The organism is Micrococcus luteus, from assembly GCF_022664405.1.
Lineage (GTDB): Bacteria > Actinomycetota > Actinomycetes > Actinomycetales > Micrococcaceae > Micrococcus > Micrococcus luteus.
The window spans coordinates 20303-46043 of record NZ_JAKRLB010000020.1; the positions used below are offsets into that span (position 1 = coordinate 20303).

A 25741-nucleotide genomic window follows, 5' to 3' on the forward strand; every position below is an offset into this window, starting at 1 on the left:
CCTGATGACACCCAGCCCCGAGACCGGCGCGGAGCCCACCGCGCCCGTGGCGGAGATCTCCCCCGTGGACGCGGAGGCGGTGGAGGCCGCCGTGCAGGCCGCGCTCGCCGCGTACGAGGCCGCGGCCGACCTCGATGAGCTCAAGGCCGCCCGCCTGGCCCACACCGGCGACCGGGCCCCCCTGACTCTCGCGAACAAGGCGATCGGCGCTCTGCCCAAGGAGCGCAAGGCGGAGGCCGGCAAGCTCATGGGCGCCGCACGCGGCCGCCTGGGCAAGGCCCTGGCCGCCCGCACCGAGGTGCTCGAGGCGGAGCGGGCCGCGCGGATCCTGCGCGAGGAGACGGTGGACGTGACCACCGCGGTCCGTCGCCGCCGCGTCGGCGCCCGTCACCCGCTCTCGCTGACGATGGACCGTGTCTCGGAGATCTTCGTCGGCATGGGCTGGGAGATCGCGGAGGGCCCCGAGCTCGAGTCCGAGTGGTTCAACTTCGACTCCCTCAACTTCGCGCCGGACCATCCGGCCCGCGAGATGCAGGACACCTTCTTCGTGGCCCCGGCCGAGGCCCACCTGCTGCTGCGCACCCACACCTCCCCGGTGCAGATGCGCTCCCTGCTCGAGCGGGGCGCCCCCACCTACGTGCTGTGCCCGGGTCGCACCTTCCGCACGGACGAGCTGGACGCCACGCACACCCCGGTGTTCCACCAGTTCGAGGGCCTGGCCGTGGACAAGGGCCTGACCATGGCCCACCTGCGCGGCACCCTCGAGTACTTCGCCCGCCAGATGTTCGGGGCCGAGGCGGCCATCCGCCTGCGCCCGAACTTCTTCCCGTTCACCGAGCCCAGCGCCGAGCTGGACATCTGGCACCCCGGCGCCAAGGGCGGGCCCCGCTGGATCGAGTGGGGCGGCTGCGGCATGGTGCACCCGAATGTGCTGCGCGCCGCGGGCCTGGACCCGGAGGAGTACTCCGGGTTCGCGTTCGGCATGGGCGTGGAGCGCACGCTCATGTTCCGCAACGAGGTCCCGGACATGCACGACATGATCGAGGGCGACGTCCGCTTCTCCCAGCACTTCGGAATGGAGGTCTGATCCATGCGCATCCCCCTGGACTGGCTGCGGGAGTTCGTCCCCGTGCCCGCGGAGCACCGTGCCGAGGACGTGATGGCCGACCTCGTCCGCGTCGGCCTCGAGGAGGAGGACGTCCACCGTCCGGCCGCCGAGCTGCAGGGCCCGATCGTCGTCGGGCAGGTGCTCTCCAAGGAGCCCGAGCCGCAGAAGAACGGCAAGACCATCAACTGGTGCTCCGTGCGGGTGGTTCCCGAGGGCGCCGCCCAGCCGCTCACCGGCGAGGGCATCGAGCCCTCCGGCGTGCAGGGCATCGTGTGCGGCGCCCACAACTTCGAGGTCGGGGACAAGGTCGTCGTGACCCTGCCCGGCGCGGTGCTGCCCGGCGACTTCCGCATCAGCCCCCGCAAGACCTACGGCCACGTCTCGGCCGGGATGATCGCCTCCAGCACGGAGCTGGGCATGGGCGACGACGGCACGGACGGGATCATCGTGCTCGGCGACCTCGGGCTCGACCCCGAGCCGGGCACCGACGCCCGGGACGTCCTGGACCTGCACGGCGAGGCCGCCGAGATCAACGTGACGCCCGACCGCGGCTACGCGTTCTCGATGCGCGGCGTCGCGCGCGAGTACGCGCACGCCACCGGCGTGCCCTTCACGGACCCGGCCGCCGCCGTCCACCCGCCGGCGGCCGACGACGCCGGCCCGGCCGTCCGCATCGACGACGACGCGCCGATCCACGGCGAGCCCGGGGCCACCCGCTTCGTCGCCCGCACGGTCTCCGGTGTGGACGCGACCCGTCCGACCCCGCCGTGGCTGGCCGCGCGCCTGCGCCTGGCCGGCATCCGCACCATCTCCCTGCCGGTGGACATCTCCAACTACGTGATGTGGGAGCTGGGCCAGCCCCTGCACTTCTACGACGCGGACACGCTCTCCGGTGAGATCGTGGTGCGTCGCGCGCGGGCCGGAGAGACCCTGACCACCCTCGACGGCAAGGAGCGCGAGCTCGACCCCGAGGACCTGCTCATCACGGACGACTCCGGCCCCATCGGCCTGGCGGGCGTCATGGGCGGGGCCGCCACCGAGGTCACGGACGCCACCACCACGATCGTGGTCGAGTCCGCGAACTTCGACCCGGTGTCGATCGCCCGTACGCGGCGCCGGCACCGCCTGCCCTCGGAGGCGTCGAAGCGCAACGAGCGCGGCGTCGACTGGGAGGTCGCCGACGAGGCGGCCGAGCGGGCCGTCCAGATGCTCGTCGAGCTCGCCGGCGGCACCGCCGAGCCCGGCGTCACCGACGTCGGGACGCGGCCGCAGCCGGCCGTCGTCGAGATGGCCGCCGACTTCCCCTCCGCCCTGGTGGGCGTGGCGTACACGACCGACGAGGTCGTGGAGACGCTGCGCGCCCTGGGCGCCGAGGTGGCCGTGACCGAGGCCGCCGACGGCGCCGCCCCGCGGCTGACCGTGACCGCCCCGTCGTGGCGCACGGACCTGCGCATCCCCGAGGACCTCGCCGAGGAGGTCGCGCGCCTGCGCGGCTACGACGCGATCCCCTCCGTGGTGCCCGTGGCCCCGCCGGGCCGCGGCTTCACCCGCCGCCAGGCCCAGCGTCGCCGCGTGTCGGCCGCGCTCGCGGCCGCGGGTCTCACCGAGGTGCTCGCCTACCCGTTCGTCTCCGAGGAGCAGAACCGGCGTTTCGGGGCGGACTCGGACGCGCAGGGCCAGGTCCCGGCGATGGTGGCCCTGGCCAATCCGATCGCCTCCCAGTACCGGCACCTGCGCCTGTCGCTGCTGCCGGGCCTGGTCGAGACCGCGCGCCGCAACCTCGGCCGCGGCTTCCGCGATCTGGCGCTGTACGAGATGGGGCTGGTCTTCCTGCCCGGCGCGCAGCTGGGCTCGGCGACGATCCCCCCGCGCGCGGTCCATCCCTCCCCCGAGGTCCTCGCCGACCTCGAGGCCGGCATCCCCGCCCAGCCGTGGCACGTGGCCGGTCTGTACGCCGGGCACGACTCGGCGCCCGGGCCGGACCACGCCCCCCGCCCGGTGGACTGGCAGGACGCGGTCGCCGGGGCCCTCGACGTGGCCGACGTCCTCGGCGTCGAGCTGACCGTCCGGCAGGGCCGGCACCACGCGTTCCACCCGGGCCGGGTGGCCGAGCTCGTCGTCGTGACCGAGCACGGGGACCGGGTGGTGGGCGTGGCCGGCGAGCTGCACCCGCAGTGGCTCGAGGCCGAGGATCTGCCCGCCCGCATGAGCGTGTGGGAGCTGGACCTGGACGCGCTGTGCGCCGCGGCGCCCGAGACCGTGGTCGCCGCGCCGCTGTCCACGTTCCCCGTGAGCACGCAGGACGTGGCGCTCGTGGTGGACGAGGCCGTCGTGGCCGGGGACGTGCGCGCGACCCTCGCCGAGGGCGCCGGGGAGCTGCTCGAGGCCGTCGAGCTGTTCGACGTCTACCGGGGCGCGGGCGTGCCGGAGGGGCGGAAGTCCCTCGCGTTCTCCCTGCGGTTCCGCGCCCCCGACCGCACGCTCACCGCGGAGGAGGCCTCCGAGGCCCGCGCCGCGGCCACCGCGCTCGCGGCGCAGCGGCACGGGGCGGTCCAGCGCTGACCGTGTCCGCCGCGACCGGCCCGTGGGGCCTGACGTCGGCCGTCCCCGCCTCGGCGGGGGCGGCCGACGCCGTCTCCGCGCTGCTCGGTCAGGTGCGCACCGCCCTGACGGCGGCCTGGGGCGTGCCGGTGGGGCCGCTCGGGCTCCGGCACGCCTGCGCGGGCTGCGGCTCGGCCGCGCACGGCGTCCCCGCGCTGACCGGCCTGCCTCCCGGCCGGGTCGCGCTCGTCTCGTTCACGCACGTCCGGATGCCCGGCGCCGAGGATCGGGCGCGGATCGGGGCGTGGTGGGCGCCGGCACGGCCCGCCGACGGGCTCGGCCTCGGGGTGGACGTCGAGCGGGCGGACGCCGCGGCCTTCGCGGACGAGGACGGCCTGGGCGGGGTGGGCTTCTCGACGGCGGAGCGCGCCCGGGTGCGGGAGCTCCCCGCCCCCGAGAGGCCCGCCGCGCGGGCCCGGCTGTGGACGCGCAAGGAGGCGCTCGTGAAGGCCGCCGGCACCGGCTTCACGGGCGACCCCGCCGCCGTCGACGCGCTGACCGTGCCGGCCGACGTCGTGCTGGTGGACCTCACCGACCGGCTGCCGGGCGGTCTCCTCGGGGCGCTGGCGCTGCGGGGCCGCTGAGTCGACCGCGCGGGCGCCTCAGCCCGGGAACGGCGGCAGCTCGGGCCGCAGCGTCCACGCGTCGAAGAGCTCGTCCACCTGCGCTCGGCTCACCCCGGCGTGCGGGGCCCACGCGTGCACGTGCGTGCGCAGCCCCAGGGAGTCGACGGTGCCGAACCGGTGCTCCCGCACCCAGGCGCGCAGCATGGAGCCGAAGAGGTCCGTGCCCAGCAGGTGCCGCAGCGCCTCCACGGTGAGCGCGCCGCGCTTGTACACCCAGTCCTCGAACATCTCCTCCGGCCCGGGCTCGGCCAGCGCCTGCTCCACCGGGTGCGCGGCCAGCTTCTGCCAGGCCCGCCGCGCCATCGAGGTGATGCTGGACCGCCCCGAGGCCTCGGCCCACAGCCACTCGGACCAGCAGGCGAAGCCCTCGTGCAGCCACAGGTCGGACCAGCGGCCCAGGGTCACGGCGTTGCCGAACCACTGGTGGGACATCTCGTGGGCGATCAGCCGCTCGGACTCCCACGAGCCGTCCAGGTGGTTGGTGCCGAACAGCGACATGCTCGCGGCCTCGAGCGGGATCTCGAGCTCCTCGTCGGCCACGACCGCGGTGTAGTCCTCGAATGGGTATGGCCCGTAGGCGTCGATGAACGTGGCCATCATGGCCGGCTGGGGGGCAAGGGCCCGGAGGGCCCGCTGCTCGGTCCGCGGGGAGACCACGAGGCGCAGCGGCGGCAGGCCCTCGGCGGGAGGGGCGGCGTCCACGAGCCGGTAGCGGCCGATCTGCACGCTGAGCAGGTAGGCGGGCACGGGCTGGTCGAGCCGCCACCGCCACGTGACCCGCGAGCCGCGCGTGCGCACGGGCGCGCCCACGCCGTTGGCGACGGGCAGGTAGCCCGCGTCGCAGGTGAGGGTGATCTCCGCCGTCGAGCGGGAGGTGGGGGAGTCCACGCACGGCAGCCACGTGGAGGCGCCGTGGGGCTGCCCGGCCACGAGCACGCCGTCCGTGAGCTCCTCCCAGCCGATCGTGCCCCACGGGCTGCGCCGCAGCGTGGGCGTGCCCGCGTAGACCACGGTCAGCTCCACGAGCGTGCCCTCCGGCCGGCTCTCGTCCAGGTCGACGACGAGGCGGCTCGGGGCGCGGCCCGGCTGGGTGAACGAGGAGGCGACGGCGCGGCCGTCGACGACGGCGTCCACCCGGGACACGCGCAGCCGGTACAGGTCCAGCTCGATGCGGCGGCTCTGCTTCGTCAGGCGCACGCGCAGGACGGCGGTGCCGGAGACCCGGTTCGCGGCCAGGCGCACGTCGAGGTCCAGTGCGATGTGCTCGACGGTGGCGGCGTCGGTGCCGACGCCCGGGACGTAGGGATCGGTGCTCATGCTTCCTCTCGGGAGGGGGTGGCCGCGGCGGCGGGGTCGCCGTCAGGACGACGCCACGGGGAGACCGGGTTGCCGAGCCACCACGTGCCGGCGGGCAGCTCCTCGCCGCGCATCACGAGGGACCCGGCGCCGACGGTGGTGCCGCGGCCCAGGCGGGCGGCGGGCAGCACCACGGAGTGGGGGCCGAGGGTGGCGCCGTCCTCCAGGACGACGGCGTCCAGGGACATCACGCGGTCGTGGAACAGGTGGGTCTGGACGACGCAGCCGCGGTTCACGGTGGCGCCGTCGCCGAGCTCCACGAGGTCGGCCTCGGGCAGCCAGTAGGACTCGACCCAGGCGCCGTGGCCGATGCGGGCGCCCATCGCGCGCAGGAACCAGACCAGGGCGGGGGTGCCGGCCGCGGCCCGGCTGAACCACGGGGCGGCGAGGAACTCGGTGAAGGTGTCCGCGACCTCGTTGCGCCAGATGAACGAGGACCACAGCGGGTGCTCGCCCGCGCGGATCCGGCCGACGAAGACCCGCTTGGCGAGCACGGTCAGGCTCGCCGCGACCGCGCCGGCCGCGAGCAGGACGACGCCGCCCAGGACGAAGGCCAGCGCCCACGTGCCGACCGCGATGAGGGCGGCCAGCGTCGCGCCGACGGCGAGGGACAGGGCCACGTGCAACCACACCGGGATCGCGCGCAGCAGCTCCCAGGCGGTGCGGGCGGCCTTGAGTCGGGCCGGCGGGTCGTAGGTGAGGGCGGCGTCTGCGGTGACCTCGTTGCGGCGCAGGCGCACGGGCGGGGAGCCCATCCAGGACGTGCCCGCCTTGGTCTTGGCCGGGGTGGTGGACAGCACCGCCACGAGCGAGTCGCGGCGCAGGGTGCGGCCGCCGGGCACCATGCCGGAGTTGCCCACGAACGAGCGCTTGCCGACCTTCGCGGGGGCCACGTGCATCCACCCGCCGTCGAGGGAGTAGGAGGAGACCATCGTGTCGTCGGCGAGGAACGCGCCGTCGCCCACGCGGGTCATGCAGGGCAGGAGCACCACGGTGGAGGCCTCGACGCCGCGGCCCACCTCGGCGCCCAGCAGGCGCAGCCACGTCGGCGTGAAGCGGGAGGCGTAGATCGGGAACAGCTGGTCGCGGGCGGCGTCGAGGACGCGCTCGGTGGCCCACACCTGCCAGCCGACCCGGGAGCGCACGGGGTGGTGCCCCTCCGTGATGCCGAGCGCGAGCAGGCGCACGGTGACGAGCACGAGCAGCATCTGGGTCAGGAACCAGACGCCGGCCACCAGGGGGCTTGCGGCCAGCAGGCGCGCCGCGGTGGTCCCGACGGCGGCCAGCGGCCCCGCCTCCGGGGCCGGCGGCCACCAGGTCAGCGACCACGCGGCCACCGCGGCCGCCGCGGCGGCGGAGACGAGCGGAAGGAGGGAGATGAGGGTCGAGAGGACGGTCGCCATCAGGCGCCAGCCCGGGGTCTCCCGCGGCGCCTCGGCGGGGCCGCGGGACTTCACCTTGCCCACCTTGACGGCGGGGGAGCCGGCGTGGCGCTGGCCGCCGCGCACCCGCCCGGCGACGGTGGACCCGGCCTCGACGTGCGCCCCGGCGCCGACCTGGGCGCCCGGCAGGAGCGTGGAGCGGGCGCCCACGACGGCGTCCGCGCCGATGCGCACCTCGCCGAGCCGGACGACGTCGCCGTCGACCCAGTAGCCGGACAGGTCCACCTCAGGCTCGATCGCGGCGCCCTCCTCGACCGTGAGCATGCCGGTGACCGGTGGCACGGTGTGCATGTCCACGTCCTTGCCGATCCGGTTGCCCAGCAGTCGCGCGTAGGCGGGCACCCACGTGGCGCCGGCCAGCGAGTAGGGGTCCACGAGGTCGCTGATCTGCTGGGCGAGCCACAGGCGCAGGTGGACGCGGCCACCGCGCGGGTAGGACCCGGGGCTCACGCCGCGCAGCAGCAGCCGGGCCGTCGCGGCGGTGAGCAGCATGCGGCCGGGCACGGTCACCACCAGCAGACCGGCCACGATCAGCACCCACCACGGCACGGTGGGCAGCCCGGGCGCGAGCCCGGAGAGCGTCAGCAGGTTCAGGGCCAGGCCGGTCCACACGCCCAGGCGCAGGGCGGGCAGGACGAACACGGGCAGTCCCACGAGGGTCTGGACCCACTGGGTGCGGTGGCGGGTGCGGTCGACGTGCCGGTCGTGCACCTCGATGCCGCGGGGGCCGTCGTCGCCCACGACGGCGGCCACGAGGGCCCCGGCGGTGGGGTTGCGGTAGACGTCCTGGACGGTCACGGCCGGGTGGCGCAGGCGCAGGCGGGCCACGAGCTGGGCAGCGGCGAGCGAGCCGCCGCCGGCCTCGAAGAAGTCGGTGTCGGCGTCCTTGGGGGGCGCGCCGAGCACGTCCGCCCACTGGCGCAGCACCCAGCCGTCGGCGGTGTCCTCGTTCGGCTGGGGCGCGTCCTCGTCCACCTCGGCGCCGGGCAGGGGCCACGGCAGCGCGTGGCGGTCCACCTTGCCGGAGGTCTTCGTGGGCAGGGAGTCCACGACGGCCAGCCGGGGCACGAGGGCGGCCGGCAGCTCCGCCGCGAGGTGCTCGCGGGCCATGTGCAGGTCGAGCTCGGCCTCGGGGTCCGCGGGGACGAGGTAGCCGACGAGGATCTGGTGGCCCGCCGGGGTGGTCTGCACGGCCGCGGCGCCGCCGTGGACGCCGGGCAGGGCCTGGAGGGCCGCGTCCACCTCGCCGAGCTCGATGCGGCGGCCGCCGAGCTTCACCTGGTCGTCGGCGCGGCCGACGAACAGCAGGCCCTCCGGCTCGAAGACCACGAGGTCACCGGAGCGGTAGGCACGCTCCCAGCCGAGGGAGGGCATGGGGGCGTACTTCTCGGCGTCCTTGGCCGGGTCGAGGTAGCGGGCCAGGCCGACGCCGCCGATGATCAGCTCGCCCGTCTCGCCCTCGGCCACGGGCAGCGTGGTCTGCGGGTCGACGACGGCCAGGTCCCAGCCGTCCAGGGGCAGGCCGATGCGGACCGGGCCGAGACCCGTGAGCGGGGCCGCGCACGCGACGACGGTGGCCTCCGTGGGGCCGTAGGTGTTCCAGACCTCGCGGCCGTCCTCCGCCAGGCGCGCGGCGAGCTCGGGCGGGCAGGCCTCGCCGCCGAAGATCAGCAGCCGGACGTTGTCCATGGCCTCGGTGGGCCACATCGCGGCGAGGGTCGGCACGGTGGACACGGCGGTGATGCGCCGCTCGGCGAGCCACGGGCCGAGGTCCATGCCGGAGCGCACGAGCGAGCGGGGGGCCGGGACCAGGCACGCACCGTGACGCCAGGCGAGCCACATCTCCTCGCACGAGGCGTCGAACGCGACGGACAGTCCCGCCAGCACGCGGTCGCCCGGGGCGAGCGGATCGTCCGCCAGGAAGATCCGCGCCTCGGCGTCCACGAAGGCCGCGGCCGAGCGGTGGCTCACCGCCACGCCCTTGGGGGTGCCCGTCGAGCCAGAGGTGAAGATGATCCACGCGTCGTCCTCGAGCCCGGGGGCGCGGGCCTCCGCGGCCGGGTCCGCGGTGTGCTCGGGGTGCGGGGCGTAGACCCGCTCGTCGGTGAGGACGCCGGCCACCTTCGCCTCGCCGAACACGAGGCGGGCGCGCTCCTCCGGATCGTCCGCGTCCACGGGGACGTAGGCCGCGCCGGCGGCGAGCACGCCGAGGATCGAGACGTACAGCGCGGCCGTGCCCGAGGCGATCCGCACGCCGACCCGGTCTCCCGCCCGCACGCCGGCGGCCCACAGGTGGCGGGCGGTCTCGTCGACGCGCTCCCGCAGCTCCGCGTACGTCAGCGGCTCGACGCCGTCGTCCAGGGCGGTCGCGTCCGGGTGCTCGCGCGCCGTGGCGTCGAAGAGCTCCACGAGCGTCCGGGCGGGCGGGGTGCGCTCGGAGCCGGGCAGCTGCGGCCGATGCGGCGCGCCCGCGGGGTCGAGGGGGACGGAGGGCGGGGTGGGCGCGGCGGACGAAAGGGACACAGGGGCCTCCGGGGGTGTGAGCGGCAAACCGAGGGTCGGACGCGGACCAGGCCGCAGCGGGACATTCTATGCCCCGCCCGCGGCCGCGCGGGGCGCCTGGAAGGCACCGGGCGGGTCCGGCTCAGGACAGGGTGAGCAGCACCTTGCCCGTCGTCGACCGGGACTCGAGTGCGGCGTGCGCGGCGGCCGCGTCCGCCAGCGGGAAGCGCTCGCCGATCCGTACGTCGAGCTCGCCGGAGGCCCACGCCCCGAACACCTCTCCACCACGCCAGCGGGTCTCCTCGCCCGTGCGCGTGTAGTGCACCAGCGAGGGCCGGGTGACGTACAGCGAGCCGGCCGCGTTGAGCCGCTGCAGGTCGAAGGGGGGCACCTGCCCGGAGGCCCCGCCGAAGAGCACGAGTGTGCCGCGCACGCGCAGCACCTCGAGCGAGGTGTCGAAGGTGTCCTTCCCCACGCCGTCGTACACGGCGTGCGCGCCCTCGCCGTCGGTCAGCTCCGCCACCGTGGCGGCGAGGTCCGGATAGTCCACCGCGGCGACGGCGCCCGCGCCCCGGGACAGCTCCCGCTTCTCCTCCGTGGACGCCGTGGTGACCACGCGGGCGCCGCGGGCCGTCGCGAGCTGGGTGAGCAGGAGCCCCACCCCGCCGGCACCGGCCGTCACGACCACCGTGTGGCCCTCCTCCACCGGGAAGGTGGACCGGCAGAGGTAGTGGGCCGTCATGCCCTGCAGCGGAAGGGCGGCGGCCTCGGCCAGGTCGATGCCCTCCGGGACGGTGAGGAGACGATCCGCGGGGGCGGTGAAGTGCTCGGCGTACGCACCGGTGGCCGTCGCGGTGGCGACACGGGCCCCCAGGAGCCCGGCGTCCACGCCCTCGCCGAGCGCGACGACCTCGCCGGAGCCCTCCGTACCGGGGGTGAAGGGCAGGTCCATCGTGTAGACCCCGGAGCGCTGGTACGTCTCGATGAAGTTCAGGCCCGCCGCGGCGGTGCGCACCAGCACGTGCCCCGGCGCGGGGGAGGGCACCTCCGTCTCGGTCCACTGCAGGACCTCGGGGCCGCCCGTGGCGGACACGACGACGGCGTGGTGGGTGCGGGGGACGGCGGGGGTGTTCGCAGTGGTCATGGCCCCACTCTAGGAGCGGGCCGGGCCATCCGGCCCGGCCCGAGGGACCCGAGGCGCCGCATAGATATTCGGTGCAACGCATATCTGCGCTAGGATGAAGCCATGACCCACACCGTCGCCGTCTCCGGAGCCAGCGGCTACGCCGGGGGAGAGGCCCTGCGCCTGCTCGCCGGCCACCCGTCCGTCACCGTCGGAGCCATCACGGCCCACTCGAACGCGGGGGAGCGCCTCGGCGCTCTCCAGCCGCACCTGCACGCCCTGGCGGACCGCGTCCTCGCCGAGACCACCGCGGAGGTCCTCGCCGGCCACGACGTCGTGATCCTCGCGCTGCCCCACGGGGCCTCCGGGGCGCTGGCGGCCGAGATCGCAGAGCGATCCCCGGACACCCTGGTGATCGACGCGGGCGCCGACCACCGCCTCGAGTCCGCCGCAGACTGGGAGGCCTTCTACGGCACCGCGCACGCCGGGACCTGGCCCTACGGCCTGCCCGAGCTGCCCGGTCAGCGTGAGCGACTCGCCGGCACCCGCCGCATCGCCGTCCCCGGGTGCTACCCGACCACCTCGATCCTCGCCCTCGCGCCCGGCTTCGCCGCGGGGCTGCTCGAGCCGCAGGACGTGGTGATCGTCGCCGCCTCGGGCACCTCCGGGGCGGGCAAGGCGCTCAAGCCGCACCTGCTCGGCGCCGAGGTCATGGGAGGGATGAGCCCGTACGGCGTCGGCGGCGGGCACCGGCACACCCCGGAGATCGAGCAGGGCCTGGCCCAGGCGGCCGGCGAGCCGGTCCGCGTCTCCTTCACGCCCACGCTCGCGCCGATGTCGCGCGGCATCCTCGCGACGGCCACGGCGCGGCTGCGCCCCGGCGTCGCCGCCGCGGACGTGCGCGACGCATGGGCCGAGGCCTACGGCGGCGAACGCTTCGTGCACCTGCTGCCCGAGGGCCAGTGGCCCACCACGAAGGCGGTCCTCGGCTCCAACCACGTGCAGCTGCAGCTCGCCGTGGACGAGCGGGCCGGCCGCGTGATCGTCTGCGCGGCGCTCGACAACCTCACCAAGGGCACGGCCGGCGGCGCCGTGCAGTCCATGAACATCGCCCTGGGCCTGCCGGAGCAGGCGGGGCTCGAACAGCAGGGGGTCGCACCGTGAGCGTCACCGCGGCACAGGGGTTCCGGGCGGCCGGCGTCACCGCGGGGCTGAAGGCCTCGGGCACGCCCGACGTCGCCGTCGTCGTCAACGAGGGCCCGCGCCGCGCGGCGGCCGCCGTCCTCACCGAGAACCGGGTGGCGGCCGCCCCCGTGGTCTGGACCCGCCGCGCCGTGCGGGACGGCCGCGCGACCGCGGTCGTCCTGAACTCCGGCGGGGCGAACGCGGCCACCGGCGCCGAGGGCCTCGCGGACGCCCGTCGCACCGCCGAGCACGCGGCCGCGGCCCTCGCGACCGCCGCCGACGACGTGCTCGTCTGCTCGACCGGCCTCATCGGCGAACGCCTGCCGATGGACACCCTCACCGCGGGCGTGTCCGAGGCGGTCGCCGCCCTCAGTCCGGACGGCGGCGAGGACGCCGCCGTCGCGATCAAGACCACGGACACCGTGGCCAAGACCGCCGTGGCCCGCGGCGCGGGCTTCACCGTGGGCGGCATGGCCAAGGGGGCGGGCATGCTGGCACCCGGCATGGCCACCATGCTCAGCGTCATCACCACGGACGCCGACGTCCCCGCCCCCGCCCTCGACGCGGCCCTGCGCGAGGCCGTGCGCGCCACCTTCAACCGGGTCGACTCGGACGGGTGCATGTCCACCAACGACACCGTGATCCTGCTGGCCTCGGGCGCGTCCGGGACCGCGCCCGAGCCCGAGGCGTTCGCCGCGGCCCTCCACGAGGTCTGCGCGGACCTGTCCCGCCAGCTCGTCGCCGACGCCGAGGGCGCCCGGCACGACATCGCCGTGCGCGTGGTCCACGCCGAGACCGAGGAAGCGGCCGAGGCCGTCGCCCGCGCCGTCGGCCGCTCCAACCTGTTCAAGACCGCGATCTTCGGCCAGGACCCGAACTGGGGACGCGTGATCGCCGCCGTCGGCACGGTCCCGGAGTCGGTCGCCGCCTTCGACCCGTACGCCCTCGACGTGCGCTTCAACGGCGTCCAGGTGTGCCGCGCCTCCGGTGTGGGGGAGGACCGCTCCCGCGTGGACCTGACGGCCCGCGAGGTGCTCGTCGAGGTCGACCTGCACGCCGGCGACGCCGAGGCCACGGTCTGGACCAACGACCTGACGCACGACTACGTCCACGAGAACTCCGCCTACTCCACGTGAGGACCCCCAGCATGAGCCCGCACACCGACCCGGCCACGGCGGCCGCACCCGTCCTGTCCACCGCGGACCGGCTCGACCGCGCCGAGTCCAAGGCGGAGGTCCTCGTCGAGGCCCTGCCCTGGATCCGGCGGTTCGCCGGCACCGTCATGGTCGTCAAGTACGGCGGCAACGCCATGGTGTCGGAGGAGCTGCGCCGGGCGTTCGCCGAGGACATCGTGTTCCTGCACCACGTGGGGGTCCACCCCGTGGTGGTGCACGGCGGCGGCCCGCAGATCAACGCGATGCTCGACCGCCTCGGCATCGCGTCCGAGTTCCGCGGCGGCCTGCGCGTGACCACCGAGGAGGCCATGGACGTGGTCCGCATGGTGCTCACGGGACAGGTGGGCCGCGAGCTGGTCGGCCTCGTGAACTCCCACGGCCCGTACGCCGTCGGCTTCTCCGGCGAGGACGCGGGGCTGCTGCGCGCCCGCCGCACGGGCGCCGTCGTGGACGGGCAGGAGGTGGACCTCGGCCTCGTGGGCGAGGTCACCGGCGTCGACCCGACCGCGATCCTCGACGTGATCGAGTCCGGGCGGATCCCCGTGGTCTCGTCGGTCGCCCCCGAGATCGACGACGACGGCCAGCCCACCGGGCAGGTCCTCAACGTCAATGCGGACACCGCCGCCGCGGCCCTGGCCGCCGCCCTCGGCGCCGCGAAGCTCGTGCTGCTCACCGACGTCGAGGGCCTCTACGCGGACTGGCCGGACCGGGACTCCCTCATCAGCTCGCTCACCGCCGCCCAGCTGCGTGCGCTGCTGCCCTCCCTGGCCTCCGGGATGATCCCGAAGATGGCCGCGTGCCTGGCGGCCGTCGACGCCGGCGTGCAGCGCGCCCACGTCGTGGACGGCCGCCGCCCCCACTCGATGCTGCTGGAGGTCTTCACCTCCGCGGGCGTCGGCACCCAGGTGGTGCCCGACGCCGAACCCACCGCCCCGACCACCCCCGAGGAGGACGCATGAGCACCGACCAGTCCGCGCTGCTGGAGCGCTACCACGCCGCCCTGACCGGCGTCTTCGGCCGCCCCACCCGCGTGCTCGTGCGCGGCGAGGGGGTCCACGTGTGGGACGCCGACGGCCGGCGCTACACGGACCTGCTGGCCGGCATCGCCGTGAATGCGCTCGGCCACGGCCACCCGGCGCTGGTGCGGGCCGTGTCCGAGCAGATCGCCACGCTCGGCCACGTGTCCAACCTCTTCACGTCCGAGCCGCAGATCCGCCTGGCCGAGCGCCTGCTGGAACTGGCCGGCGTGCCCGCGGGCTCCACCGTGTTCTTCGCGAACTCCGGCACGGAGGCCAACGAGGCCGCGTTCAAGCTCGCCCGCCGCCACGGTGCGGACGACCCGTCCGGCCGCCGGACGCGGGTGATCGCGCTCGAGCGGGCCTTCCACGGCCGCACGATGGGCGCCCTCGCGCTCACGCACAAGGAGGCCTACCGGGCGCCCTTCGAGCCGCTGCCCGGCGGCGTGGAGCACGTGCCGGGCGGGGACGCCGCAGCCCTGCGGGCGGCCCTGGCCCCGGACGACGACGGCGCCACCGTCGCCGCCGTCATCCTCGAGCCGGTCCAGGGCGAGGCCGGCGTGCACGGCTGGCCGGCCGGCTACCTGGCCGAGGTGCGGGCCGCGACCCGCGAGGCCGGCGCCCTGATGATCCTCGACGAGGTGCAGTCCGGCGTGGGCCGCACCGGCACGTGGTTCGGCTTCCAGAACCCGGCCGTCACCGGTGCGGCAGAGCCGGTGGTGCCCGACGCCTTCACCCTGGCGAAGGGACTGGGCGGCGGCGTGCCGATCGGGGCGCTCGTGTGCGTCGGCCCCGCCGTCTCCAGGCTGCTCACCGCCGGCCAGCACGGCACCACGTTCGGCGGCAACCCCCTGGCCACCGCCGCGGGCCTGGCCGTGCTCCAGACCGTCGAGGACGAGGGCCTGCTCGGCCACGTCCGCGCCGCGGGCGAGGCCGTGGCCGCCCTGCTGGAGGACCTGCCCGAGGTGGCCGCGGTGCGCGGTCACGGCCTGTGGATCGGCGTCGACCTGGCCGACCCCGCGGGACCGGTCCCGGCCGGCGGGCTGGCCCCCGCCGTCGTCGCCGCCGGCCTCGAGGCGGGCTGGATCCTCAACGCCACCGGCCCGTCCACCCTGCGCCTGGCCCCGCCGCTCACCGTGCCCGTGGCCGAGCTCGAGCGCTTCGCCGCCGCCCTGCCCGGGCTCGTGGCCGCCGCCCTGACCCCCGCCGAAGGAGACCGCCCATGACCCCCGCCACCGCCGTCCGCCACTTCCTGGTGGACACGGACCTCACCCCGGCCGAGCAGGCCGAGGTGCTCGACCTCGCCGCGCAGATGAAGGCCGACCGGTTCCGGCACCGCCCGCTGGCCGGGCCCCGGACCGGCATCGTGTTCTTCGACAAGACCTCCACGCGCACCCGCGTCTCGTTCGCGGCCGGCATCGCCGAGCTCGGCGGGACGCCCTTGATCGTGAACCCGGGGGAGTCGCAGCTGGGCCACAAGGAGTCCGTGGCGGACACGGCCCGCGTGCTGGAGCGGATGGTCGGCGTCATCGTCTGGCGCACGTTCGCGCAGGCCGGTCTCGAGGAGATGGCCGCCCATTCCTCGGTGCCCGTGGTCAATGCGCTCAGCGACGACTACCACCCCTGTCAGATCCTCGCCGACCTGCTGACGGTGCGCGAGCACCTCGGCGGCACGGCGGGCCGCACTCTGACGTATCTGGGGGACGCGGCGAACAACATGGCCCACTCGTATCTGCTCGGCTGCGCGACGGCCGGCATGCACGTGCGGGTCGCCGGCCCCGAGGGGCACCTGCCTGCCGAGGACGTCGTGGCCGCCGCCCGACGGCGGGCGGCGGAGACGGGCGGTTCCGTCCTCGTCACGACGGACGCGGCCGAGGCCCTGGCGGGCGCGGACGTCGTCGTGACCGACACGTGGGTGTCCATGGGCCAGGAGGAGGAGAAGGAGGCCCGCCTGGCGCTGTTCCGGGACTACCAGGTGGACGCCGCCGCGATGGCGCGGGCGGCCGACGACGCGATCTTCCTGCACTGCCTGCCCGCGTACCGGGGCTACGAGGTCACGGCCGAGGTGATCGACGGGCCGCGGTCCGTGGTGTTCGACGAGGCCGAGAACCGGCTGCACGCGCAGAAGGCGCTCATCGCCTGGCTGCTGTACCGCTCCGGCCTGGCCGAGGAGCCGCGCTGATGGCCGCCCCCACGACGAAGATCGCCCGTCAGGCCGCGATCCGGGAGATCCTGGCCACCCGGGGCATCCGCTCCCAGGCCGAACTCTCGGACGCCCTGGGCGATCGCGGGCTGTCCGTCACCCAGGGCACGCTCTCGCGGGACCTGGTGGACCTCGGCGCGGTGCGGACGCGCGGGCCGGCCGGCATGGTCTACGCCCTTCCGGCGGAGGGCGACGACGCCGCCGTGCCGGGCCGCGGCTCGGACGCGCAGCTGAATCGCCTGGCGAGCATGGCCCGCGAGCTGCTCGTCTCCGCCGAGCCCACCGCGAACCTCGTGGTCCTGCGCACGCCCCCGGGCGCGGCGCAGTTCCTGGCCAGCGTGATCGACCAGGCGCGCGTGGAGCACGTGATGGGCACGATCGCCGGCGACGACACCATCCTCCTCATCACCACGGGGACCACGTCCGCCCCGGCCGTCGCGGCCCACCTGCTGGGTCTGGCGGGCTAACCGACCCGTCCGGCCCCGCCCGCGCGGGTGACGGGCACCAGGCACGAGGAAGGCCCCCGCCGACGGCGGGGGCCTTCCTCGTGTGGTACCGGTCCGGGGGACCGGTCAGGCGTCTCAGGCCTGCGGCAGGACGAGCTCCTGGCCGACGTAGATCACGGCGGCGTCGGAGACGGCGCCCTTGTTGGCCTCGTAGAGGGCGGTCCAGCCACCCTCCACCTCGTACTCGTTGGCGAGCTTCCAGAGGGAGTCACCGGACTTGACGACGATGGTCTCGGCCTCGGCGACGACGGCCTGCTCCGCGGCAGCGGCCTGCTCAGCGGCGGCAGCCTTCTGAGCGGCGGCCTTCTCCGCGGCGGCAGCCTTCTGAGCGGCAGCCTTCTCCGCGGCGGCGGCACGCTGGGCAGCGGCCTTGTCGGCGGCGGCCTGCTCGGCAGCAGCCTGCTCGGCGGCCCAGCGCTCGGCGGCGGCCTGGTCGGCAGCAGCCTGCTCGGCGGCCCAGCGCTCGGCGGCGGCCTGGTCGGCAGCAGCCTGCTCGGCGGCCCAGCGCTCGGCGGCGGCCTGGTCGGCAGCAGCCTGCTCAGCAGCGGCCTGCTCAGCAGCAGCCTCGTCGGCGGCGGACTGGCGCTGCACGGTGGCGGTGCGCTCCACGGCGACCGGGGCGGCCTCGGTGGCGTCCACGTCACCGGCGTCCGCGTCAGCCTGGGTCAGGCCCAGCTTCTGCGAGCACAGCGGCCAGGCGCCCCAGCCCTGCAGGTCCTGGAGGATCTCGGCGCGCTTGATCTGCTCGGCCTTGGAGGCCTGGTGCGGGTAGCCCTCGCCGCCGACGGCCTGCCAGGAGGACAGGGTGAACTGCACGCCGCCGTAGAAGCCGTTGCCGGTGTTGATGTCCCAGGTGCCGTTGGACTCGCACTCGGCGAGGCGGTCCCAGGTGTCCACGGTGGCGGCCTGGGCCAGGGCGGAGAAGCCCACGGCGGCGGCGCCGGCGAGGGTCATGCCCGCAACGATCGAGGCGGTGGCACGGCGGGAGCGGGTGGCGGAAGTGGTGAAGAGAGTCATGGTGTCCATGGCGAGTCCTCGCTGATCGGTGGCCGAGGCACACCGGGGTCGTCCTTCTCCTTGGTCGGGTCATGCCCTCCGTCGGTTCGAGACGACCCAGCAGCGGGCGACCGTCGGAGGGGGTTCGATGTCGTGGCCTCCCCGTCCCCGACCTCTCGGTCAGATCACGGTTCGATCACGAATCGGCTACGGAAGAGTCAACGACGGGAGCCCCCCTCGCGTCAAATCATGGGTCGACGAATTCTTGCCCGTCCGTCTCACATTTGAGATCAGGTGACGAATCGCTCCCTGAGGCGGGAGTACGTGGACGAAATGCACGCCACTGCCCGCATTGGATCTTAGGGCGTCTGATTGGACAGTGTGGACAACCTCCGTCACAGGGGCGTGGGCGAAGGTCACGATCGACGGTCGAAGCCGTGACCGGCGTCGCGTTCGACCCGAACTTCGAGCGCGGGGCCATGGTTGCGGGTGGCCGCCGCGGTGGGCGCAGAGGGGCTGCGCAGGATCCATCAGGAGCTGATATTCCGTCAGTTGCATATTTATTCAAGACCCGGGTAGGATCGTCGCCGAGCACGCCTCCGACGGCCACGTGCCGCGCTCGGAGACCCCCCTATATAAAGAGGAGAAAACGTGAAGGAACGCATCATCCTTGCCTACTCGGGCGGCCTGGACACCTCCGTGGCCATCGGCTGGATCGCCGAGGCCACGGGCGCCGAGGTCGTCGCCGTCGCGGTCGACGTGGGCCAGGGGGGCGAGTCCCTCGAGACGATCCGCCAGCGCGCCCTGGACTGCGGCGCCGTCGAGGCCTACGTCGCCGACGCGCGTGACGAGTTCGCCGAGCAGTACTGCATGCCCACGCTCAAGGCCAACGCCCTCTACATGGACGCCTACCCGCTGGTCTCCGCGATCTCGCGCCCGGTGATCTCCCGCCACCTGGTCGCGGCGGCCCGCCAGTTCGGCGCCTCGACGGTGGCGCACGGCTGCACCGGCAAGGGCAACGACCAGGTCCGCTTCGAGGTCTCCATCCAGACCCTCGGCCCCGACCTGAAGTGCATCGCGCCGGTGCGCGACCTCGCCCTGACCCGTGAGAAGGCCATCGAGTACGCCGAGCGCAACGACCTGCCGATCGTCACCACCAAGAAGAACCCGTTCTCGATCGACCAGAACGTGTGGGGCCGCGCCGTCGAGACCGGCTTCCTCGAGGACATCTGGAACGGCCCCACGAAGGACGTCTACGACTACACGGACGACCCCGCCTTCCCGCCGGCGCCGGACGTGGTCACGATCGCCTTCGAGCGCGGCGTCCCCACGGCCCTCGACGGTCGCGCGCTGAGCCCGCTGGAGATCATCGAGGAGCTCAACCGCCGGGCCGGTGCCCAGGGCGTGGGCCGGATCGACATCGTCGAGGACCGCCTCGTGGGCATCAAGTCCCGTGAGATCTACGAGGCACCGGGCGCCATGGCGCTGATCGCGGCCCACCGTGAGCTCGAGAACGTCACCCTGGAGCGGGAACAGGCGCGCTTCAAGAAGCATGTGGACCAGCGTTGGACCGAGCTGGTCTACGACGGCCAGTGGTACTCCCCGCTGAAGCGGAACCTGGACACGTTCATCGACGCGACCCAGGAGCACGTCAACGGTGAGATCCGCCTGGAGCTCCACGGCGGCCGTGCCACGGTGCAGGGTCGCCGGTCCGAGACCGGCCTGTACGACTTCAACCTCGCCACGTACGACGAGGGCGACTCGTTCGACCAGTCCTCGGCCCGCGGGTTCATCGACATCTTCGGCCTGTCCGCGAAGACGGCCTCGGAGCGCGAGCAGCGCCTGCGCGGCGGCGACGACCTCCAGGACGTCGCCCGCCTGTCCAACGACTGACCCCGCACGCCCCGCGCACGACGGCGGCCCGCCCGCGCCCGGGCCGGCCGCCGTCGGCCTGTCACCGACCTCGAGGAGACCTTCGATGACCGAGAACACCGACGCCCGCCACGGGACCAACGAGGGCGCCCTGTGGGGCGGCCGCTTCGCCGGCGGCCCTTCCGAGGCGCTCGCCGCGCTCAGCAAGTCCACGCACTTCGACTGGCGCCTGGCGCCCTATGACATCGCCGGCTCCCGTGCCCACGCCCGGGTGCTGCACACCGCCGGTCTGCTCAGTGCGGACGACCTGGACGGGATGATCGCGGCCCTCGACCGGCTCGAGGCGGACGTGCGTTCCGGTGCCTACACCCCGGCGGCGTCCGATGAGGACGTGCACGGCTCGCTCGAGCGCGGCCTCATCGAGCGGGCCGGTCCCGAGCTCGGCGGCCGCCTGCGGGCCGGCCGATCCCGCAACGACCAGGTCGCCACCCTCGGCCGGATGTTCCTGCGCGACCACGCCCGCATCATCGCGCGGGGCGTGATCGCCACGGTGGACGCGCTGCTCGATCAGGCGCGGGCGCACCCGTACGCGCCGATGCCGGGCCGCACCCACCTGCAGCACGCGCAGCCCGTCCTGCTCTCGCACCACCTGCTCGCGCACGCCTGGGCGTTCGCGCGGGACCTGCAGCGGCTCGTGGACTGGGACGCGCGCGCGGCCGTCTCGCCGTACGGCTCCGGGGCCCTGGCCGGCTCCTCCCTGGGTCTGGACCCGAACGCCGTGGCCACCGAGCTCGGCTTCGAGTCGGCCGTGTGGAACTCGATCGACGGCACCGCCGCCCGCGACGTGTACGCGGAGTTCGCGTGGGTCGCCGCGATGGTCGGCGTCGACCTGTCCCGCATCTCGGAGGAGGTCATCTTCTGGGCCACCAAGGAGGCGGGCTTCGTGACGCTGCACGACGCGTACTCCACGGGGTCCTCGATCATGCCGCAGAAGAAGAACCCGGACGTCGCCGAGCTGGCCCGCGGCAAGTCCGGCCGCCTCATCGGCGACCTCACGGGGCTGCTGGCCACGCTCAAGGGCATGCCGCTGGCCTACAACCGCGACCTGCAGGAGGACAAGGAGCCCGTCTTCGACGCCGCGGACACCCTCGAGCTGCTGCTGCCCGCCGTCTCCGGGATGATCGCCACCCTCGAGTTCCAGACGGAGCGCATGGCGGAGCTGGCCCCGCAGGGCTTCGCGCTGGCCACCGACGTCGCCGAGTGGCTCGTCCGCCAGGGGGTCCCGTTCCGCGAGGCCCACGAGCTGTCGGGCGAGGCCGTGAAGGCGGCCGAGGCCCGGGGCGTGGAGCTGTGGGACCTCACGGACGACGAGTACGCGGCCATCTCGCCGGCGCTGACCCCGCAGGTCCGCGAGGTGCTCAGCACGGAGGGCTCGCTCGCCTCTCGCGACGCCCAGGGCGGGACCGCGCCGACGGCCGTCGCGGCGCAGATCGGGGCGCTCGAGGACGCCCTGGCGCCGCTGCGCCGCTGGGCCGACACGCCGGGCTCCGTCGTCGACGCCCGCTGACGCGGTCGCCCGGCCGAGGCGGCGCCGACCGGGCCGGACGCGGCGGCGCCCCCAGGGCACCGCCGCGTCACCCGCCGTTCACCGCGGTCGGCGTAGCATGGGTGGTCACTTTTCCGCCGGGCGGGCCGCAGCGTGGTCCGCCCCTCACCGCACCGCGAGGGCCCCCGATGACCGATACCGTGTCCGTCCGCCAGTCCGAGCTCGACCTCGAGCGGGGTCGGGTCGCCGAGCGGTACGCCCGCCTCGACGCCCTGCGTGAGGAGAAGGAGCGCCAGCTCGCGGCCGTGCGCCGGACCGGCCCGCAGGGGTCGCTGCAGAACCACTCCGAGCGCGACGCCTTCGCCAGCCTCTACGAGGACCGACTCGCCCAGCTCTACGCCGTGGACGACCGCCTCGTCTTCGGCCGGCTCGACCTCGACGCCGAGCGGGAGGGTGGGGCCGACGAGCAGCGGTACATCGGGCGCATCGGCCTCACCACCGAGGACCACGAGCGCCTCCTCGTCGACTGGCGCGCGGCCGAGGCCGGCGCCTTCTACCAGGCGACGGCGGCCCACCGGGGCCGCGTGCGCCGTCGTCGTCACCTGATGCTGCGGGGGCGCGAGGTGCGCGACCTCGAGGACGACATCCTGGACCCGACGCTGCTGGGCGAGGACGGCGTGCGCGCCGATGCCCAGGGTGCGCTGCTGGCCGCCGTCACCGCCCGACGCACGGGACGGATGGGGGACATCGTCGCCACGATCCAGGCGGAGCAGGACGAGGTGATCCGCGCGCCCCTGCCCGGGGCGGTCGTGGTGCAGGGCGGGCCCGGCACGGGGAAGACCGCCGTCGCCCTGCACCGCGCCGCCTACCTGCTGTACACCCACCGGGAGCGCCTCGCGCGCTCGGGCGTGCTGATCGTCGGCCCGTCGACCGCGTTCATGCGGTACATCGAGCGGGTGCTGCCCTCGCTGGGCGAGACCGGTGTCGTGATGTCCTCGCTGGGGACGCTGATGCCGGGTGTGCGGGCCGTCCCGGAGCGGGACCTCGACGCGGCGGCGGTGAAGGGCCGGCTGGACATGGTGGACGCCGTCGCCCACGCGGTCGCGCAGCGCCAGCGCCTGCTCGTCGAGCCGCGGCGCCTGATGATCGACGGCACGGCCGTCAAGCTCAAGCCGGCCATGGTCCGGCGCGCCCGGGACAAGGCGCGGGCCACCCGCAAGCCCCACAACGAGGCCCGGGTGACGTTCGTGAAGATCCTCGTCCGCGAGCTCGCGGAGAAGCTGCGCAAGAAGCTGGAGAAGTCCTCGGGCACCCCGGTGCAGCGTGACCTCCTGCTGGAGGACGTGCGCACCTCGCGCGACGTGCGCATCGCGCTCAACCTCTGCTGGATGCCGCTGACGCCGGAGAAGCTGATCGGCGACCTCCTCACCCGGGAGGACCTGCTCCGGGCGGCCGCCCCGTGGCTCTCCGACGCCGAGGTCGGCACGCTCCTGCGGCCGGCCGACGCCCCCTGGACCGAGGCCGACGTGCCCCTGCTGGACGAGGCGGCCGAGCTGCTCGGACGCCTCGAGACCCCGGGCCGGGGCGGTGAGTTCGCGGCCCAGCACGAGCGCAACCTCGAGAACGCCAGGGCGTCCCTGGAGAACATGCACCAGACGCTCGCGGACCTGGGCGTCGACGGCGTCGTGGACGCCGAGCAGCTGGCCGCGGCCAATGAGGCACGCGGGGTGCGACGGACCACCGCTGAGACCGCGGCCCACGACCGCACCTGGACGTACGGGCACGTGGTGGTGGACGAGGCTCAGGAGCTCTCTCCGATGCAGTGGCGCCTGCTGGCGCGCCGCTGCCCGATGAAGTCGTTCACCATCGTGGGGGACATCGCGCAGTCCTCCCGTCGTGACGCGGCCGGCTCGTGGGCGTCCGTCCTCGCCCCGGAGTTCGGGGACCGCTGGCGCCTGGAAGAGCTGACCGTGAACTACCGCTCGCCCGCGCGCGTGATGCGCTGGGCCGCGCAGGTCGCACGGGCGGCCGGGCTCGAGGTCTCCCATCCGCGCGCCGTGCGCGAGGGCGACCACCGCCCGCGCCTGGTGACGGAGCCGGGCGGGGACGTCGCGGCCCTGGCCCTCGACGCGGTCGAGGTCGAGCGGGACCGCGTGCCCGAGGCCCTGACCGCCGTGATCGCCCCCGCCGGGCGGACGGGGGAGCTGCTCACGGTCCTCCGGGAGCGGTGGGGGGAGGCGGCCGTGGACACCGCGCCGCTGCCCGGCGTCGAGATCGTCGTCGCCACCCCGTGGGAGACCAAGGGACTGGAGTTCGACACCGTCGTCCTCGTCTCGCCCGAGCGGATCGTGGCCGACGCGCGCGGCGTGGTGGGCGATCTGTACGTGGCGATGACCCGCGCCACCCAGTCGTTGTCCGTCGTCGCCGGGACGGACGCGGCCGCGCTGCCGGCCGGGCTGGCGGACGTCCCGGAGTGAGCCCCGCGGGCGACGTCGCACGTGCGCGGCGTCGCGGAGGCGCGCGGGCGCGTCGCTAGGCTGGGGGCTATGGCACCCCAGAACGAGGAGCGCGCGGCCCGACTGCGCGCACAGGCGAACGACCCGAGCTTCGAGAACGTCTGGCAGGAGCTGCGCTGGCGCGGGCTCGTGCACGTCTCGACGGACGAGGCCGCGCTGGAACAGGCGCTGGCCGGGGAGCCCGTCTCGTATTACTGCGGCTTCGACCCGACCGCTCCGTCTCTCCACCTGGGACACCTGGTCCAGCTGCTCACCCTGCGCCGCCTGCAGCTCGCCGGCCACCGCCCGTATGCCCTCGTGGGCGGCGCCACCGGCCTCATCGGCGACCCGCGGCAGACCTCGGAGCGCGTCCTGAACTCGCAGGAGACCGTGGCGGCGTGGGTGGAGTCGCTGCGCGCGCAGATCGAGCCGTACCTCTCCTTCGAGGGGGAGAACGCGGCGACCATGGTCAACAACCTGGACTGGACCGCGGGCATGAGCGCGCTGGACTTCCTGCGGGACGTCGGCAAGAACTTCCGCGTCGGCACGATGGTGAAGAAGGAGATCGTGGCCAAGCGCCTGAACTCTGATGAGGGCATCTCCTACACGGAGTTCTCCTACCAGGTGCTGCAGGGCAACGACTTCCTCGAGCTGCACCGCCGGCACGGCGTGACCCTCCAGACCGGCGGCTCCGACCAGTGGGGCAACCTCACCGCCGGCACCGAGCTGATCCGCAAGGTGGAGGGGACCCACGCCCATGCGCTGGGCACGCCGCTGATCACGAACGCGGACGGCACCAAGTTCGGCAAGTCCGAGGGCAACGCCGTCTGGCTCGACGCGGAGATGTGCTCCCCGTACGCCTTCTACCAGTTCTGGCTCAACACGGCGGACGCGGACGTCGTCGACCGACTCAAGGTCTTCACGTTCCTGACCCGCGCGGAGATCGAGGAGTACGCGCAGAAGGTGGCCGACGAGCCGTTCCGCCGGGAAGCCCAGAGGCGCCTGGCGTGGGAGGTCACGGCGCTGGCCCACGGAGAGGAGACGACGACGAAGGTCATCGAGGCCTCCCAGGCGGTGTTCGGAGGCGGCGACCTCACCACGGTGGACCCGGACACGCTGACCGCCGTGCTGGCCGAGCTGCCGCAGGCCGACCGGACCCAGTGGGAGGGGGAGCCGGGCACCGTGACCGCGGTCGAGCTGCTGGTCTCCACCGGGCTGGTCGCCTCGCGCTCCGAGGCGCGTCGGACGGTGCGCGACGGCGGCGCCTCGGTGAACAACGTGCGGGTGACGGATGCCGACCAGGTGTTCACCCGAGACGACGCCTTCGCCGGCCGGCACCTGCTGGTGCGCCGGGGCAAGAAGAACATGGCGGGTGCGGACCTGGGGGAGGCCTGACCACGGCCGCAGACCACCGGTGTCCACCGGGTCGCCAGAAGTGACCGAGGACACGACGGGCGGCGACGGCGGAGGAACCGCCCACGGGAGGAGCACAGGGCCCCGTTCTCCGCAGGATTCTGCGGAGAACGGGGCCCTCCCTCGTGCCCGGACGCCGGGTGTCACCCCTGATTTTGTGTTCGGTGGGATTCGTGTGTAGAGTTCCATCTCGTGCTCAAGACGCCGACCGGGTGACCGGGAGGCGGGGTGAAGAACACAGAATCCGCGGATTCATGCCGAGAATGGCAGGTCCAGGGCGGGTGGTGCTCACCGGGTGCGCGGCCGGCAGTGATGCGGGTCGGGATTCCTGAAGAAGATGATCTGGTTTGACAGCCGGGAATCATGTGGTAAGCTTTTCAAGGCCTTCCACGTGGATGGTCCGGTGAGTGTCTGACACCGCGTTGAGCGGAGTTGACATGGTCGGATCACGTGGTAAGGTTTTCTAGCCCGGCCATGTGAACGGACGGTGAATGCTTCGGACACGGAGTTGACACGGTCGAAACGGATGGTCTAGGATGGAGAAGTTGCTCCAGAGCGAAACGGCCCGCGGAGCGG

Annotated in this window: 17 protein-coding genes; 13 read left to right on the forward strand and 4 right to left on the reverse strand. The window is 74.3% G+C overall.

Annotated features, from left to right (window positions below; translation table 11 throughout):
* Positions 1-4: 4 nt before the first annotated feature.
* Genes pheS through MF605_RS09520 form a run of 3 tightly spaced genes read left to right on the forward strand, consistent with a single transcriptional unit; the run spans position 5 to position 4293 of the window.
* Positions 5-1087 (forward strand): phenylalanine--tRNA ligase subunit alpha, encoded by a 1083-nt coding sequence (pheS, locus tag MF605_RS09510; protein ID WP_020624685.1) that lies wholly within the window; start codon positions 5-7, stop codon positions 1085-1087.
* Positions 1088-1090: 3 nt separating this feature from the next.
* Positions 1091-3670, forward strand: a complete 2580-nt coding sequence (gene pheT, locus MF605_RS09515; protein WP_041104191.1) for a phenylalanine--tRNA ligase subunit beta — start codon at positions 1091-1093, stop codon at positions 3668-3670.
* A 2-nt stretch (positions 3671-3672) separates the two neighbouring features.
* Positions 3673-4293, forward strand: coding sequence for a 4'-phosphopantetheinyl transferase family protein (locus tag MF605_RS09520; protein WP_041104189.1), 621 nt, complete (start codon positions 3673-3675; stop codon positions 4291-4293).
* Positions 4294-4311: 18 nt separating this feature from the next.
* On the opposite strand, the gene MF605_RS09525 is transcribed toward MF605_RS09520, so the two are convergent.
* The 3 genes from MF605_RS09525 to MF605_RS09535 all read right to left on the reverse strand — a co-directional run bounded on the left by MF605_RS09525 (position 4312) and on the right by MF605_RS09535 (position 10779).
* On the reverse strand, positions 4312-5652 hold the full coding sequence (locus MF605_RS09525; protein WP_036337490.1) for a M1 family metallopeptidase: 1341 nt from the start codon (positions 5650-5652) through the stop codon (positions 4312-4314).
* A complete protein-coding gene (locus tag MF605_RS09530) occupies positions 5649-9656 on the reverse strand; it encodes a Pls/PosA family non-ribosomal peptide synthetase (protein WP_041104187.1) in 4008 nt (1335 codons plus the stop codon). The genes MF605_RS09525 and MF605_RS09530 overlap by 4 nt, the downstream gene beginning before the upstream one ends.
* Before the next feature lie 121 nt (positions 9657-9777).
* A complete protein-coding gene (locus MF605_RS09535; RefSeq protein ID WP_041104185.1) occupies positions 9778-10779 on the reverse strand; it encodes a quinone oxidoreductase family protein in 1002 nt (333 codons plus the stop codon).
* Positions 10780-10881: 102 nt separating this feature from the next.
* Here MF605_RS09535 and argC point away from each other — a divergent pair, with 102 nt between their 5' ends.
* Genes argC through argR form a run of 6 tightly spaced genes read left to right on the forward strand, consistent with a single transcriptional unit; the run spans position 10882 to position 16804 of the window.
* A complete protein-coding gene (gene argC, locus MF605_RS09540; RefSeq protein WP_061866989.1) occupies positions 10882-11922 on the forward strand; it encodes an N-acetyl-gamma-glutamyl-phosphate reductase in 1041 nt (346 codons plus the stop codon).
* Complete coding sequence (gene argJ, locus MF605_RS09545) at positions 11919-13079, forward strand: bifunctional glutamate N-acetyltransferase/amino-acid acetyltransferase ArgJ (RefSeq protein ID WP_041104181.1); 1161 nt, start codon at positions 11919-11921, stop codon at positions 13077-13079. The genes argC and argJ overlap by 4 nt, the downstream gene beginning before the upstream one ends.
* An 11-nt stretch (positions 13080-13090) precedes the next feature.
* On the forward strand, positions 13091-14077 hold the full coding sequence (argB, locus tag MF605_RS09550; RefSeq protein WP_196296765.1) for an acetylglutamate kinase: 987 nt from the start codon (positions 13091-13093) through the stop codon (positions 14075-14077).
* Positions 14074-15360 (forward strand): acetylornithine transaminase, encoded by a 1287-nt coding sequence (locus MF605_RS09555; RefSeq protein WP_041104178.1) that lies wholly within the window; start codon positions 14074-14076, stop codon positions 15358-15360. The genes argB and MF605_RS09555 overlap by 4 nt, the downstream gene beginning before the upstream one ends.
* Positions 15357-16316 (forward strand): ornithine carbamoyltransferase, encoded by a 960-nt coding sequence (gene argF, locus MF605_RS09560; protein ID WP_041104176.1) that lies wholly within the window; start codon positions 15357-15359, stop codon positions 16314-16316. The genes MF605_RS09555 and argF overlap by 4 nt, the downstream gene beginning before the upstream one ends.
* On the forward strand, positions 16316-16804 hold the full coding sequence (gene argR / locus MF605_RS09565) for an arginine repressor (protein WP_036337506.1): 489 nt from the start codon (positions 16316-16318) through the stop codon (positions 16802-16804). The genes argF and argR overlap by 1 nt, the downstream gene beginning before the upstream one ends.
* Positions 16805-16918: 114 nt before the next feature.
* On the opposite strand, the gene rpf is transcribed toward argR, so the two are convergent.
* Positions 16919-17869, reverse strand: a complete 951-nt coding sequence (rpf, locus tag MF605_RS09570; RefSeq protein ID WP_134415763.1) for a resuscitation-promoting factor Rpf — start codon at positions 17867-17869, stop codon at positions 16919-16921.
* Between the two features lie 621 nt (positions 17870-18490).
* Between rpf and MF605_RS09575 the strand changes: the two genes are divergently transcribed.
* The 4 genes from MF605_RS09575 (at position 18491) to tyrS (ending at position 25147) form a co-directional block, all read left to right on the forward strand.
* Complete coding sequence (locus tag MF605_RS09575; protein ID WP_041104698.1) at positions 18491-19732, forward strand: argininosuccinate synthase; 1242 nt, start codon at positions 18491-18493, stop codon at positions 19730-19732.
* Between the two features lie 85 nt (positions 19733-19817).
* A complete protein-coding gene (gene argH, locus MF605_RS09580; RefSeq protein WP_044659914.1) occupies positions 19818-21278 on the forward strand; it encodes an argininosuccinate lyase in 1461 nt (486 codons plus the stop codon).
* 167 nt (positions 21279-21445) lie between these two features.
* Positions 21446-23734: a HelD family protein gene (locus MF605_RS09585; RefSeq protein ID WP_041104703.1), complete on the forward strand. Its 2289-nt coding sequence runs from the start codon at positions 21446-21448 to the stop codon at positions 23732-23734.
* Between the two features lie 69 nt (positions 23735-23803).
* Positions 23804-25147, forward strand: a complete 1344-nt coding sequence (tyrS, locus tag MF605_RS09590) for a tyrosine--tRNA ligase (protein ID WP_070708495.1) — start codon at positions 23804-23806, stop codon at positions 25145-25147.
* Positions 25148-25741: the final 594 nt, after the last annotated feature.